Origin of the sequence: Cupriavidus necator, assembly GCF_013141915.1 — a bacterium.
GTDB lineage: Bacteria > Pseudomonadota > Gammaproteobacteria > Burkholderiales > Burkholderiaceae > Cupriavidus > Cupriavidus necator_B.
Genome location: NZ_SROX01000005.1, coordinates 280344 through 293669, shown reverse-complemented (window position 1 = coordinate 293669; position 13326 = coordinate 280344). Strand labels below are relative to the sequence as shown.

At 65.9% G+C, this 13326-nt stretch carries 17 protein-coding genes and 1 pseudogene; 9 read left to right on the top strand and 9 right to left on the bottom strand.

The genetic code is table 11. From position 1 onward, the window contains the following. Nucleotides 1-24: 24 nt before the first annotated feature. Nucleotides 25-486, top strand: a complete 462-nt coding sequence (locus tag E5S69_RS12965; protein WP_171515038.1) for a methyltransferase family protein — start codon at nucleotides 25-27, stop codon at nucleotides 484-486. 34 nt (nucleotides 487-520) lie between these two features. On the opposite strand, the gene E5S69_RS32930 is transcribed toward E5S69_RS12965, so the two are convergent. Beyond that, nucleotides 521-685, bottom strand: coding sequence for a DUF6572 domain-containing protein (locus tag E5S69_RS32930; protein WP_423766625.1), 165 nt, complete (start codon nucleotides 683-685; stop codon nucleotides 521-523). A 13-nt stretch (nucleotides 686-698) separates the two neighbouring features. On the opposite strand from E5S69_RS32930, the gene E5S69_RS12960 reads away from it, so the two are divergent. Together E5S69_RS12960 and E5S69_RS12955 are read left to right on the top strand one after the other, a co-directional pair. Beyond that, nucleotides 699-1163, top strand: coding sequence for a YaiI/YqxD family protein (locus E5S69_RS12960; RefSeq protein WP_171515037.1), 465 nt, complete (start codon nucleotides 699-701; stop codon nucleotides 1161-1163). Nucleotides 1164-1237: 74 nt separating this feature from the next. Then, entirely contained in the window at nucleotides 1238-1756 is a 519-nt protein-coding gene (locus E5S69_RS12955; protein WP_171515036.1) for a DUF1697 domain-containing protein, read from the top strand. Between the two features lie 45 nt (nucleotides 1757-1801). On the opposite strand, the gene argC is transcribed toward E5S69_RS12955, so the two are convergent. Continuing rightward, nucleotides 1802-2731 carry an N-acetyl-gamma-glutamyl-phosphate reductase gene (gene argC, locus E5S69_RS12950; RefSeq protein WP_171515035.1) on the bottom strand — a complete coding sequence of 310 codons (930 nt, stop codon included), beginning with the start codon at nucleotides 2729-2731 and terminating at the stop codon, nucleotides 1802-1804. A gap of 126 nt (nucleotides 2732-2857) precedes the next feature. Here argC and E5S69_RS12945 point away from each other — a divergent pair, with 126 nt between their 5' ends. Then, nucleotides 2858-3742, top strand: a complete 885-nt coding sequence (locus E5S69_RS12945) for a LysR family transcriptional regulator (RefSeq protein ID WP_171515034.1) — start codon at nucleotides 2858-2860, stop codon at nucleotides 3740-3742. A gap of 144 nt (nucleotides 3743-3886) precedes the next feature. On the opposite strand, the gene E5S69_RS12940 is transcribed toward E5S69_RS12945, so the two are convergent. After that, the gene (locus E5S69_RS12940; protein WP_236901308.1) at nucleotides 3887-4948 is read right to left on the bottom strand and encodes a hypothetical protein; all 1062 of its coding nucleotides are present in this window, start codon (nucleotides 4946-4948) and stop codon (nucleotides 3887-3889) included. Here E5S69_RS12940 and E5S69_RS32395 point away from each other — a divergent pair. Beyond that, complete coding sequence (locus tag E5S69_RS32395; RefSeq protein ID WP_236901307.1) at nucleotides 4947-5234, top strand: hypothetical protein; 288 nt, start codon at nucleotides 4947-4949, stop codon at nucleotides 5232-5234. The genes E5S69_RS12940 and E5S69_RS32395 overlap by 2 nt on opposite strands. A gap of 407 nt (nucleotides 5235-5641) precedes the next feature. Here E5S69_RS32395 and E5S69_RS12935 read toward each other — a convergent pair whose 3' ends face one another. After that, entirely contained in the window at nucleotides 5642-6088 is a 447-nt protein-coding gene (locus E5S69_RS12935; protein WP_171515032.1) for a MerR family transcriptional regulator, read from the bottom strand. A 131-nt stretch (nucleotides 6089-6219) separates the two neighbouring features. Between E5S69_RS12935 and E5S69_RS12930 the strand changes: the two genes are divergently transcribed. The 4 genes and pseudogenes from E5S69_RS12930 to E5S69_RS12915 all read left to right on the top strand — a co-directional run bounded on the left by E5S69_RS12930 (nucleotide 6220) and on the right by E5S69_RS12915 (nucleotide 10088). After that, entirely contained in the window at nucleotides 6220-7050 is an 831-nt protein-coding gene (locus E5S69_RS12930; RefSeq protein WP_171515031.1) for an alpha/beta fold hydrolase, read from the top strand. A gap of 286 nt (nucleotides 7051-7336) precedes the next feature. After that, a pseudogene (locus E5S69_RS12925) lies at nucleotides 7337-8232 on the top strand (HisA/HisF-related TIM barrel protein). 99 nt (nucleotides 8233-8331) lie between these two features. Further along, a complete protein-coding gene (locus E5S69_RS12920; protein ID WP_216621313.1) occupies nucleotides 8332-9312 on the top strand; it encodes an acetoacetate decarboxylase (ADC) in 981 nt (326 codons plus the stop codon). 296 nt (nucleotides 9313-9608) lie between these two features. After that, on the top strand, nucleotides 9609-10088 hold the full coding sequence (locus E5S69_RS12915) for an SRPBCC domain-containing protein (RefSeq protein ID WP_171515030.1): 480 nt from the start codon (nucleotides 9609-9611) through the stop codon (nucleotides 10086-10088). A gap of 40 nt (nucleotides 10089-10128) precedes the next feature. On the opposite strand, the gene E5S69_RS12910 is transcribed toward E5S69_RS12915, so the two are convergent. From E5S69_RS12910 to E5S69_RS12890, 5 genes are all read right to left on the bottom strand, one after another. Beyond that, a complete protein-coding gene (locus E5S69_RS12910) occupies nucleotides 10129-10344 on the bottom strand; it encodes a hypothetical protein (RefSeq protein ID WP_171515029.1) in 216 nt (71 codons plus the stop codon). A gap of 88 nt (nucleotides 10345-10432) precedes the next feature. Next, nucleotides 10433-11074 carry a TetR/AcrR family transcriptional regulator gene (locus E5S69_RS12905; protein WP_171515028.1) on the bottom strand — a complete coding sequence of 214 codons (642 nt, stop codon included), beginning with the start codon at nucleotides 11072-11074 and terminating at the stop codon, nucleotides 10433-10435. Nucleotides 11075-11087: 13 nt separating this feature from the next. Next, nucleotides 11088-11474, bottom strand: a complete 387-nt coding sequence (locus E5S69_RS12900; protein ID WP_171515027.1) for a nuclear transport factor 2 family protein — start codon at nucleotides 11472-11474, stop codon at nucleotides 11088-11090. 22 nt (nucleotides 11475-11496) lie between these two features. Next, complete coding sequence (locus E5S69_RS12895) at nucleotides 11497-12282, bottom strand: SDR family NAD(P)-dependent oxidoreductase (protein ID WP_171515026.1); 786 nt, start codon at nucleotides 12280-12282, stop codon at nucleotides 11497-11499. A gap of 39 nt (nucleotides 12283-12321) precedes the next feature. Further along, on the bottom strand, nucleotides 12322-13212 hold the full coding sequence (locus tag E5S69_RS12890) for an alpha/beta fold hydrolase (protein ID WP_171515025.1): 891 nt from the start codon (nucleotides 13210-13212) through the stop codon (nucleotides 12322-12324). Nucleotides 13213-13326 lie beyond the last annotated feature (114 nt).

The following is a 13326-nucleotide window of genomic DNA, read 5'->3' as shown; positions in this document are numbered from 1 at the left end:
CGCCAGGCCTCATCATGGAGTGATATGAGCGTGCTTGAACTGAAGGTTCCTCCTCCCATCGTGGCGCTTGTCCTGGCTGTTCTTATGTGGCTGACGCCAGCCGTCGCGGGCCTTGTGCAGATTCCCTATCCGGTCCGCGTGCTCTGCGCCGTCGTTTTGGTGTGCGTCGGCCAAGGCATCAGCATCGCCGGAATGGTTGCGTTTCGGCGCGCCAGGACCACCGTGAACCCGGTCAAGGCAAGCTTGGCTTCCTCGTTGGTCATTCAAGGCGTGTACCGCTATACGCGCAACCCCATGTATGTCGGGCTCTTGCTTACCCTGTTGGCGTGGGCAGTGTTTCTGGCGAATCCACTCGCTGCCCTATGGGTCGTCGTGTACGTGCTTTACATCACTCGGTTCCAGATCATTCCGGAAGAACGTGTGTTGGCGTCTCTATTTGGGGCAGAGTACGAGGCTTACAAAGGGAGGGTACGCAGATGGGTATGAGGCCTGACGGGTCTGCAAGCACTTTCCACCTAAGTCAACCGCCAGACCAACGCTCCGGTTGACGCAGACAGCGCCAGATGGAGATCTCGCCCGTTTCTATGAACGAAAGATGGGTGTTCAGCTTTTCTTGAAGTAACTGGAGATGACGGCCATCCCATCGAAACGCTCCCAGGCAGTAATATGAGCGTTCGCTCCCCACTGGAAATACCGCAATGCAAGTACTGGTTGACGCAGACGCCTGTCCGGTTGTCGTCAAGGAAATGCTGTATCGGGCCGCGCAGCGTGTCGAAGTGTGCGTCACGCTGATAGCGAACAAGTATCTGCGCACGCCGCCGTCCCGCTTTATCAAGGCACTGCAAGTGCCGGCGGGTTTCGATGCCGCCGATGACCGCATCGTCGAACTTGCCAGCAGCGGTGACCTCGTGATTACGGCGGACATACCGCTTGCGGCCGCGGCCCTTGACAAGGGCGCTTACGTGCTCGACCCGCGAGGCATCTGGTTTAGCCCGGAGAATATCCAGGAGCGCCTGACGATGCGTGAGGTGATGGAACAGCTCCGCAGTGCCGGCATCGATACCGGCGGCCCGGCGCCGTACGCCGCACAGGATGGCAAGGCGTTCGCTGGCCAATTGGATCGGTTCCTTGCACGCCATGCGTTGCCAGGCGCGGCCGGCTGAAGCTTGCCGTCCCCAGGAACGCAATAGTGGGCCCACGCTGTTGCGGTCGCCCCGCCAGCCATGACGAGATAGCCATGTCCCGATACGTTGCCTTTCTGCGCGGCGTCAGCCCGATGAACGCCCGGATGCCCGAACTCAAGCGCTGCTTCGAGGCGGCGGGCTTCTCCGAAGTGAAAACCTTGCTCTCCAGCGGAAACGTCGTGTTCAATGCGCGATCATCGTCACTGGCCAGCCTGGAGCGGCGCGCCGAGAAGGCAATGCAATCGGAACTGGGCCGCAGCTTCGACACCTTCGTCCGGCCGGTTCGCTATCTCCAGGATCTCATCGACGCGGACCCGTTCGCCGAGTACAGCCTTGCGCCCTCGGCTAAGCGGGTGGTTACCTTTCTACGCAGCCCGGTGCCGCCAGACGTGAAGCTGCCCATCGAGCGTGACGGCGCAAGCATCGTCAAGGCCAGGGCCACGGAGGTCTTCAGCGCCTACGTGCCTGACCCGAAGAAAGGCCCGGTGTTCATGAGCCTGCTGGAACGCTCGTTCGGGAGGAATATCACCACTCGCACGCTCGATACGGTCATCAAGTGCGCCAGGGCTTAGGGTGGATGCGTACGGCGGCCGACCTCGAGCTCACGCAATCGGACACTATTGCTGCGCGAGCATCAGGTTCAGGTTCTGAACCGCGGCGCCGGATGCGCCTTTGCCCAGATTGTCGAAGACCGCGGATAGCAGGACGTGCCCGTGTTCCATGTTAGGAAAAACGCTTAGGTGCATGTCGTTGGTACCGTTCAGCCGTTGCGGATCCAGATGCTTTAAATCACGCGATTCGTCCAACGGTACGACACGTACATGAGCCGCCCCGGCATAGTGGCGGGCAAGGCAGGCGTGCAGCGTGGCGCCATCCACGTTGGGGGCCAGCAGCCGCAACGCGAGCGGCACCGTCAGCACGATGCCCTGGCGGAACGCACCATACGCGGGAACGAAGATGGGACGATGCACGAGCCCGGCGTGCTGCTGGATCTCCGGGGGATGCTTGTGCGCGAGTTCCAGCCCATACACCTGGAACGCCGGCGCGCTGACGGCATCCGGCCCCTCGTGCTCTTCCACGCCGGCACGCCCGCGCCCGGAATAGCCAGACACCGCATGCATGCTGACGGGGTAGCTGGCTGGGACAAGCCCGGCCTGCACCAGGGGACGCAACAGGCCGATCGCACCGGTCGGATAGCAGCCGGGATTGGTGACCCGTCGTGCGTTCGCGATGCGCGCCGCCTGTCCCGGTGCCATTTCCGGAAAGCCATAGGTCCAGTCCGGATGCGTACGGTGGGCGGAACTTGCGTCGATCACCCTGACGGCGGGATTGACGATGGCGTTCACCGCCTCGCGCGCGGCGGCATCGGGCAAACACAGGATGGCGATGTCGCAGGCATTGATGGCTTCCGCGCGACGCCGGGGGTCCTTGCGTTCCGATGCGGCAAGCGTGAACAGGCTGAGGTCGGTCCGGCCGCGCAGCCGTTCGTGGATCTGCAACCCGGTGGTGCCTTGGTCGCCGTCGATGAAAACCAGGGGAGAGCGCATGCGGGAATACTCCGGTGGCTGAAGGGGTAACACGTCGAAGGAGCCCCAATCTTCCATGGACCGGTAGAATAGCGAAAGTTGAATTTCACAACCTTGACATTCAGCTTTGCTGAACCGGGAGGCGACATGCGAGAGATCAGCCTGGACCGCCTGCGCACGCTGGTCGCCATTGCCGACCATGGCTCATTCGCCGGGGCGGCGCGTGCCTTGCACCTTGCGCCGCCCACGGTCAGCCTCCACATCGCTGAACTGGAACACCGCATCGGGGCATCGCTGCTGTCGCGCAAACGCGGACAGGTAAGGCCGTCAGCGATCGGCGAGGTGCTGGTGGAGCGCGGGCGTCGGCTGCTGGCCGATGCGGAGCAGGCGCTGGACGATATTCAACGGCAAGTGGAGGGGCTCGAAGGGCGCGCCCGGCTGGGCGCGTCGACTGGCGCGATCGCGCACCTGCTGCCACAGGCGCTCGAGGTGCTGCGCCAGCAGCATCCCGCCATCGACATTCAGATTGCGGTCCTCACTTCGCAGGAAACACTGTCCCGGCTCGCGGACGGCAGGCTGGATATCGGGCTGGTTGCCCTGCCTCAGCCGCCGGTGGCCGGACTGGTGATAAAGCCTTGGCGCCGCGACCCTGTGATGGCCTTTGTGCCGGCGCATTGGCGGTGCCCGGCCCGCGTCACGCCGGAATGGCTCGCCGCCCAGCCGCTGATTCTCAATGACGCGACCACACGCCTCTCGCGTCAGACTGCGGAGTGGTTCGCGGCTGCGGGGCACCATCCCGCACCGCGCATTCAGCTCAACTACAACGACGCAATCAAGAGCCTGGTCGCGGCGGGTTACGGCGCGGCGCTATTGCCCCACGAGGCCACCACGCCACTGCCGGACAAGCGCATCGTCATGCGTCCGCTGCGCCCCGCGTTATGGCGTCGGCTCGGCATCGCGCATCGTGCGGGGTACGTTGAGCGCTCCACCCAACACGTACTGGATGCGCTGTGGGAACTGCGAGTGGTGTAGTAGGTACCAGTCGTGGCTTGGGTTCGTTCTGCGCCTATGCGAAGCGTCCTGGCGATTGGCGGGCGAGCTGCGATCTGCCCGCAATAGCAGCGGTCGGCGCCAAGGATGGCGGCGGCAGGCCATGCCCGCCGCCATCCTGTCGGCCTACTTGATGCAGGCAAGGTTCACGGCAAGGCCGCCCCAATCGGTGGCCTGGTTGTTGTCGACCTGCACCTGGAGCTTGTCGCCATGGGTGACCGTCCCGGCCGCCACCTCCTGGCTGCAAGACTGCTGGCCATTGGTGACCTTGCAGCTCAGGTCCTTGACCGGGGTGAGCGTCACCGACGCACCGGAGCCGGTCACCTTGTGCACCGAGATATCGAGGGTGCCCTGCACCTTGCCAAGCGTGCTCGCCGTAAGCGTGACGCGCGTGCAATCGTACGGGATCACGACCCCGAAGTCCGACGGCAGCGGTACCGCACCGCCGGCGCCGGTCATGGCATAGCGGCCGCGGCTGAGCGAATCCGGCACGTTGAAGTTGCCGTTGTAGACGGTGCCGTTGGCCATGGTCACTCCCGACGTTGGCCACTTGCCGTCCTGCTTGGGCCCGTACATCGTCCACGTCGTGGTGTCGAAATAGAAGTCGCCATTCTCGCCGATGTTGTCGGTCGGTGCGCCGCTGCCGTACAGGACATGGCCGCCATTGCCGACGGTGGTACCACCCGTGCCGCCCGTGCCACCCATACCGCCGCTGCCGCCGGACCCACTGGTCAGCGTGACCCCTGCCGGCCACGCGCCATCGGCCTTCGGCCCGTACAGCGTCCAGGTGGTGGTGTCGAGGTAGTAATCGCCGTTGTTGCCGAGGCTGTTTGCGGGCGCGCCGGCTCCGGTCAGCACCGCGCCGCCGCTCGGTGGCGGCGAGCCGGTGGCGCTGCCGAGCGGCACACCGGCGGGCCAGGTGCCGTTTGCCTTGGGGCCGAACAGGGTCGAGGTGGAGGTGTTGATGTAGTAATCGCCGTTGTTGCCGACCCCGTCGGTCGGATCCACCGAGCCGGACAGGATGGTGCTTCCGGCCGCGCCGGTATTGCCTCCCGGACCCGCCAGCGAAACCCCTGCGGGCCACACGCCATTGGCCTTGGGACCGAACATCATCCACGTCACGGTATTCAGGTAGTAGTCACCGTCTTTGCCGATCTCGGGCCCCGGGTCGGTGGTGCCAGACAGCATGGCACTGCTGGCGGCCACAACCGGGGCGGGCGCGGATGGAGCGGTGGGTGTGGCGGGCGACGTGCCGGTCGAAGTGCCAGGGCTCGCGGCGGCGCCGGCAGAGGTCGAGTCGCCCCCTCCGCCCCCGCCGCATCCGGCGAGCGCGATGACAAGGCAGGCGAATGGCACGGCGGCCAGTTTGATGTGGGTGTTTTTCATGGGCTCCCCTTCCTCGGACTCTTCGGTCGTAAAGGTCGACGGCTTCGAAGGCGCCATCGATGAACCCAATCTAGTTGGCGGAAATTGAATGGAAAATCGGCTCTATGGATGAGCCGCCCGATCGAAGCAACGCCGTTGCGGCGCGGATGGCATGGCACTACGTGCGGACTGGTGCAAGGTGTCCGGAGCGCCTGCGCCAAGCGAGAAATGGCCAGCGCCGCGCTCCCGCGGAACCCTGCCAGGCTTTGCCTGACCAGGCTCCCAGCCATCGACCATGCCGCCTGCGGCGCGCTGGCGAGCGGTAGCCAGCGACGCAAGTCTGACGTTGGAAAAACAGTTCAGGGGCGCTGAAACCGCTGATCGATCAGCGCCAGCCGGGGCCCGCCAAATGGACCGGCAAAAGTATGTGTCCGGGATGAAACGCTGAGGGCGATGCGCCGCGACGCGCGGGAGCTTGCCCTGCGCCTGGCGTGCCCAACGGTGGCTAGTCGCTTGTCATTTGGCTGCGGGGCGACGGCGCTTGCCGGGCGCAACAGCCCCTTCTTCGCGGAGCCGGTCCAGCACCCACCTGGTCCGGTCGGAACAATTCAAGGCTTCGGGCCGGTTCTCGATGTTCTTGATCGCGGATAGCAAGTGCCCCTTGCTTTGCGTCAGGCGCTGTTGCATGGCTTCGATCTCGGCAACTTTCTGCCGGAGCGCTTCCAGCAGTTCCTCATGCTGCCAGTTCCCGGAGCCAGGCGGCAGCAGATTGCGGATCTGTTCAAGCGAGAACCCGGCGCTTTGCGCGCTGGCGATGATTTCAAGGATCCATGCCGCCTCGGGCGGGTAGTCGCGGTAGCCGTTTGCCCTGCGCTCGACCGCCGTAATCAGTCCGGCTGCCTCGTAGAAGCGGATGCGGGAGGCCGTCAGGCCACTGAGTTTTGCCAGTTCTCCGATTCTCATGAGCAATAAATATTTGACCTTCAGGTTAGCTTCAATCCTACAGTGATTCCTGGCCGGGGCGCCGCCCGTGCATGAACCGGAGCGAAGCAGGCACGCCTTGACGTCTTTCACACCCGACAGGAGAAGCGAACATGGGATACGTAACCACCAGGGATGGCGTTGACATCTTCTACAAGGACTGGGGTCCACGCGACGCGGAAGTGATCTTCTTTCACCACGGCTGGCCTCTCAGCGCCGACGACTGGGATGCGCAGATGCTGTTCTTCCTGGCGCAGGGATTCCGGGTCGTCGCGCATGACCGCCGCGGCCATGGGCGCTCCAGCCAGGTCTGGGACGGCCATGACATGGACCACTATGCCGATGACGTGGCCGCGGTGGTGGACCATCTCGGCGTGCAGAAGGCCGTCCACGTTGGCCACTCCACCGGCGGCGGCGAAGTCATCCACTACGTTGCCCGCCATGGGGAGGACCGCGTTGCCAAGGCGGTGCTGATCAGCGCGGTTCCACCGTTGATGGTGAAGACCGAGAACAATCCAGGCGGGCTTCCCAAGGAGGTGTTCGACAACTTCCAGGCCCAGGTGGCGGCAAACCGCGCCCAGTTCTACTACGACATCCCAGCGGGGCCCTTCTACGGCTACAACCGTCCCGATGCCAAGCCCTCGCAGGGCGTCATCTTGAACTGGTGGAGACAGGGCATGATGGGCAGCGCAAAAGCGCACTATGACGGTATCGTCGCCTTCTCGCAGACCGATTTCACCGAAGACCTCAAGCGCGCGACCATCCCCGTGCTGGTGATGCATGGTGACGACGACCAGATCGTCCCCTATGCGGACTCGGCGCCGCTGTCGGCCAAGCTGCTTAAACATGGCACGCTGAAGACCTATCCGGGCTTCCCGCACGGCATGCCTACCTCCAACGCCGAAACCATCAATGCCGATCTGCTGGCCTTCATCCGGGGCTAGCCGCTCGGGCATGGGTTCGCCGTTTTCTCGGAGGCATTGACGCACGCAGTGCGGCTGCACTGAAGCGGAACCACGCCGCGCGGCCCGCCCCTTGTCGGGGGCGGGCCTTTTGCATTGCGCAGGTGGGCGGCTCCGTGGCCGTCCGGTGCATCGCCAGCCTGCATCGCGCGAGCGCTTGCAGTGGCAAGGGTGAGGCTGACAGGTCATGTCAAAAAAAAAAAAAATGACTTGACCTTAAAGTTCACTTCAACCTTAGAGTTTGGCCTCGATCCAGGCGAGGTGCCCCATGAACGTGTTCGACAAGTTGATTCTTCGCAACGGTTCCAGCATTCCGAACCGCATTGCCAAAGCCGCCATGGAAGAGAACATGGCCGATGCCGACCACGCCCCTTCCAAGGCGCTGGTTCGCCTGTACCGGGCCTGGGCCGACGGCGGCGCGGGGCTGCTGCTGACCGGCAATGTGATGGTGGACAGCCGGGCCATGACCGGGCCCGGCGGCGTCGTGCTGGAGGACGCCACGCACCTGGACCGGTTCCGGCGCTGGGCGCAGGCCGGCCGCTCCAGGGGAGCGCAGTTCTGGCTGCAGATCAACCATCCTGGCCGCCAGATGCCTGCCAGCCTGGGGCAGCCAGCCTGGGCACCGTCTGCCGTGCCGATGGACCTGGGCACCCTGTCCAGGCACTTCAACCCGCCGCAGGCGATGAGCGGGGAAGCGATCGCGGACGTGATCCGGCGCTTTGCCCGCACGGCGCAGCTTGGCGAAGCCCGCTGGCCCGCGAGGCCTACTTTATCGAGTTCGCGCGCGACATCCGCGCGGTGGCGCAGATGCCGGTAATGGTCACCGGCGGGATCCGCCGCCGGCCGGTGGCCGAGCACGTGGTCAGCAGCGGCGTCGACATGGTCGGCATCGGCACCGCGCTGGCGATCGAGCCCAACCTGCCGCGCCATTGGCTGGCCGGCCAGGACAGTGCGCCGGCGTTGCCGCCGATCCGGTGGAAGAACAAGACACTGGCCTCGCTGGCCAACATGGCGGCGGTCAAGTTCCAGTTGCGCAAGCTTAGCCGGGGCAAGACCACGAATCCCCGCGTATCGCCGCTGCGCGCGCTGCTGTTGCAGCAAGCCGCCGACGCGTGCCGCGTGCGTCAGTACCGGCGCTGGGTGGCGCAGCGCATGCCTGGCTGACCGGCCCACAGTCCTGCATCAGCGTCTCGCCAGAAGGCAAATCGTTCCTGCGTCGATCGCTAGAGCTCCATGCCGACGCCCCACCACTCACTACCAAGCATGAAGACCCGCAATCTTGCCGCCGTCGGTGCACTCAGTGCCGCCATGAATCCCGCCGGGGCCGCTGGCACGCCGGCAGCGAAACGCGCTGAAGCCACGACCATCCGCATTGCCGGCCATGAGGTCCCGGTAGTCAAGGGCGGGCTCTACGACCGCTACCGTTCCAATCCTCCACTTGCCGTTGTGGAAGCCGAAGTCCCGGGCATTGACCTGAGCTGGTTCAAGGAACTGAGGAAGGAGAAGGTGGATATCGGCTTTGAATCGTACTCACCGAATTTCTACTACCGGAACAGCCGCGTGACAGCCATTTTTACCGCGGACCTGGCCAGGCTGCGGGAACTGATGCCCGCGGCAGTGCTGGAGAAGGTCCAACCGCTTCAGGTCTGGCCGGGCAGAGGCCTGCTTGACCTCACCGCCTATGCCTATCACTATTGCGACAATGACAGCTACAACGAAATCGGCCTGTCCATTGTCACCAACCGTCCGGGCGGTGCCAATCTCGGGCCGCTGACACTGATGAGCCAGGCGATGGCGGGCGACTTCTGGGGCTACGTGCTGGAACTGCCGGTCAATACCGAACTGGCCAGGGTGCGGGGTGTGGTGGGCTACAACTTGCCAAAATGGCTGGCCGGCATCCATTACCGCGAAACCGACAAGTCAGTCGTCGTCGAGATCCTTGACAGCCAGACGGGCAAGCTCGATGTCACCGTCGAAACCCGGAAGCTTGGCGAGCTTTCGGGCAAGGCCTCGCTGGTGACCCACAGCTTTACCAACGTCGACCAGCAAGGGCGACTGACCACTGGCTATGCGACCTCCCGACAGCTCAGTCATGCCTCCAGCACAAAGGCCGAGTCGGTAAGCCTGGGGCTGACCGAAGGCAGCCTGTCGACCTTCATCAAGTCGCTGAAGCTCGGCAAGATGCTCAGGTACGAGTACGTGCCGGAATTCCAGAGCGCGCTGTACGCGCCCAGGCCACTCTGATCTTCACCCTGCAACCGAAGCCTGCGGCCCGGAAGTCCAGGGCCACTGCCCCGCCGGAATCCCGAAAAAATGCCGGCCATCACCGATGGCCGGCACCAAGCTCACAGCAGATGGAGAATGCGGCCCCGCCGCGCGTCGTCGCCGCCGGACAGCGCGAGCGCGGGGCCGCAGCTCAATGTGCATCACCGCGATGGCCTCGCCTTCGTCCACCCGGACTCGTCCGTTCGGGGTATGCGAGGCGCCGGCGGATGGCTCTAGTGTTTCCTTTCCCAATGACTTTGATAAAGGAGGAGACCATGGCCAAGGCCGAAAATCTGGTGACGTCGATCCAGGTGGAGATCGATGCGCCGGTAGCGCTGGTGTGGGAAGTGCTGACCGACTTTGCGCGCTACGGCGAATGGAACACGTTCTGCCCCGGCCTGGAAACCACCGGGCGGCTCGGCGACATGGTGTACATGCAGGTGCGCATTCCCGGCACCGATAAGGTGATCCCCGTCAACGAGCATCTGGTGGCGTGGGAGCCGGAGCGGCTGCTGTCGTGGGAGCAGCGCCCGACCGACGCTAACAAGGACGCCGCGCGGCGCGACCAGTACCTGGAAGCGATCGGTCCGGGACGGAGCCGCTACTTCACCACCGACCTGTTCCTGGGCCTGAATGCCGAGACCATCATGCGCGAGCACGGTGCCTGGGTGAAACAGGGATTCGACCAGGTGGCACGCGACGTCAAGGCGCGCGCGGAAGCGCTCCACGCGCAACGGGAGGCCGGGCGCGGCTGAGCCCGAACCAGATCGGCCCGGACCGCGGGCCGACCGGCCTTTACTGTGGCGGACGCTGGCTCAGCACCAGCAGCGCCGCGGCGCCACGGCTGCGCACGCAGGCGTCGTCGCAGCGCTCCACCGGGGCTTCGGCGGCGGGCAGTGTAACGGCAGGCCGGTGGTCCTGGCCGGCATCCACGGCCAGCCCCCAGGCCACGCCCATGGCAGCGCCGGCCCCGGCCAGGCCCGCCGCCCAACGAAATCCGAGCCGCTTCATCGCTGTCTCCTCCGCTTGCCCCGCTGTTATCCGAGGCTGTTGAGAGCATCGTAGTCAGCAGCGCGCCGAATCTCTTCGTCCGAGCAGACTAAGGGGTATCCCGCATCCGAGCAGGGTTGGAAGTGGCAGCGGAGCGACCGCCCTCCTGGGTGGCGGCAAGCGCCGGATTGCCCTGGTACAGCCGGGCCAGCGCGGCGGCGCTGCCAGACAGGCCGGATGGCGCCAGGTGCATGGCATGCGCGCCCAACAGGCCCCACAGGTGGGCCAGCAGCAGGCCGGCGAGGCCGGGCGCCGGCAGCACCATCGCGAACGCCGCACGCAGCGCTTCGACGCCGCGCAGCACGCGCTCGCGCAGCGGACAAAGCTCGCAGGCCTCGCCGCACTTGTGCTGCAGCAGCGCCGCGATCAGGCTGACATGGCGGGCAAGGTCGTCGTCGCTGAGCAAGGCGGAAAGCGCCTGCTCCAGCGCGTGCGGACCGGTGCCGTCGCACCCCTGCGTCAGCGGCGCGAGCCGCGCGGCGAAGTCGGCTTCGGCGCAGCACAGCAGTGCGCCCAGCAATTCGGCGCGGGAACGGTAGTGCCCATAGACGGCGCCGCGCGTCATGCCGATCGCGCGGGCCACGTCGTCGACGGTGACGCAGTGCAGGCCGCGCTGGCGCATCAGCTGCTGCGCGCTGGCCAGGATGCGCGCGCGCGTGGCGGCGGCATCCTCGCGGGTGTGGCGGGCCATCGGCGCAGCGCGCTTACAGGAAATGCACGTCGTCCGGGCCCCAGTGCGCGCGCATGCTGCGGATGCGGCCATCGTCGCCGAAGGTCATGATATCGGTCACGTCGATGCGCGCGGGCCGCCCTTCCAGCCGCGCATGCACGGCGAAGGTCAGCGCCGCGGCGTTGCCGTGCGAGCCACGCGGCGGCGCCACCACCTCCAGCCGCGCGCCCAGCGCGGTGGCGTGCTGGTAGAACGCCAGGATGGCCGGCTTGCCGGCGACCGGCTGCGCACCGACCGGGTCTTCCACGGTGGCGTCGGCGGCGTATAGCGCGGCAACGCCCTGTGCGTCGCCGGCATTGAAGCGCTCGACATAGGCGAGCAGTGTCGCCTTCATCGCGGCGCTATCGGGGCCCTGGGGCATGGGATTCTCCTTGTCGTGGGCTTCAGCGTGCGGTGTAGCCACCGTCGATCACCAGTTCGGCGCCGGTGACATAGCGTCCGGCGTCGGAAACCAGGTACAGGATGCCCGCGGCGATGTCGCGCGGCTGGCCCACCTTGCCCGCGGGCGTCTGCCCTCCCAGGTAATCGAACAGCGCCTCGCCCTGCCCCGAGGCCTCGGCCACGTGCTCGAGCATCGGCGTACGGATAAAGCCGGGATGGATCGAGTTGGCGCGAATACCCTTGCCGGCATACAGCAGCGCATCGGTCTTGGCCATCATCCGCACCGCCGCCTTCGACGCGTGATAAGGCGGCACGTCCGGCCCGCCGGCGATGCCGTACATCGACGACACATTGACGATCGCGCCGCCGCCCGCACGCTCCATATGCGCGATGGCGTGCTTGGTGCACAGGAAGGTGCCGGACACGTTCACCGCCATCACCTGCTGCCATTGCTCCAGCGGCAATTCGTGGGTGGGCGCATTGGGCCCTTCGATGCCGGCGTTGTTCACCAGGATGCCAAGGCCGCCGAAACGCTCGGCGATCTCGCCGAACACGCGTGCCACGTCGCCTTCGCGCGTGACGTCGAGCTGCCAGAACGCGGCCTCGCCGCCTGCGGCGCAGATGGCTTCGGCAGTCGCCTTGCCGTCGGCTTCCAGCAGGTCGAGCACGGCCACCCTGGCACCCGCCGCCGCCAGCACACGCGCGGTCTCGGCGCCGATGCCTCGCGCCGCGCCGGTGATGGCGGCCACCTTGCCATGCAGGCCGAACAGGTCATACGGGTATTCCATGATGTCTCCTTGGTTTTGTCTTGTGGGGGCGCGGGCCAATTATGCCGCGCCGTCCGGCGCGGTATCGGCCAGGAAGCCCAGGCATTCGCGATTGAAGTAGGCCGCGTGCTCAACCATCACCCAGTGGCCGCAGCGATTGATCATGACGAAGCGCGCATCAGCGCAGCCGCTCAGGAATTTCGCCGCGCCCGCGGCGGGATTGAACTGGTCCTCGGTACCCCAGAACCCCAGCACCGGGCAGCGGATCTCGCCCAGCCGCGCGGTCAGGTTGGGCACCTTCATGGTGGCCAGCACCTCGCGCGGCTGCTCGCGGCAGACCGCCATGCGCTCGTCGACCAGCGCGTCGGTGACCAGGCTGGCGTCGTGCACCAGCAACTGCAGCAGCTGCCGCATGGTGTGCGGGTTCATATGGCCGCCGGTGAACAGCGACACCATGCGCTGGATGCCAGGCATCTCGAAATAGGTCTCGCGCTCTTCGACGCCGCCGGGCGCCATCATCACCAGGCGGCTGACATGCTCGGGGTAATCCAGCGCGTATTGCAGCGCGATCGCCCCGCCCAACGAGTTGCCCACCAGCACGCAGCGCGGCAGTTCCAGCGCCAGCAGCTGCGCGCGCAGCGCGGCGACGAAGAAGTCCAGCGTGTACTCGACGTCGTCAGGCTTGGACGACAGCCCGTAGCCCGGCAGGTCCACCACCACGGTGCGGTAGCCCGCCGCGGCGAACGCCGGCACGTTGTGGCGGAAGTTGCTGTGCCCGCTCGCGCCCGGCCCGCTGCCATGGATAAAGACCACCGGCTCGCCGGCGCCGGTGTCCAGGCAGTGCAGGCGCAGGCCCGTGGCGGTGGTAATGAAGCGCCCTACCGGCAGGCTGGGGTGCAGCGAGGCCGGCGTGGCGGATGGCGAGGACGGGTGCGGCGAGGTAGCGGACATGAGGGCGTCTCCCTTGGTTTGCCCAGCATCTTGCGCAGCGCCAAGGCCGCGGGCATCGTTCATTCGGACTACGAGCCGCCGGGCCACTTCTCCTACGATGGGCGCTCCATGCAT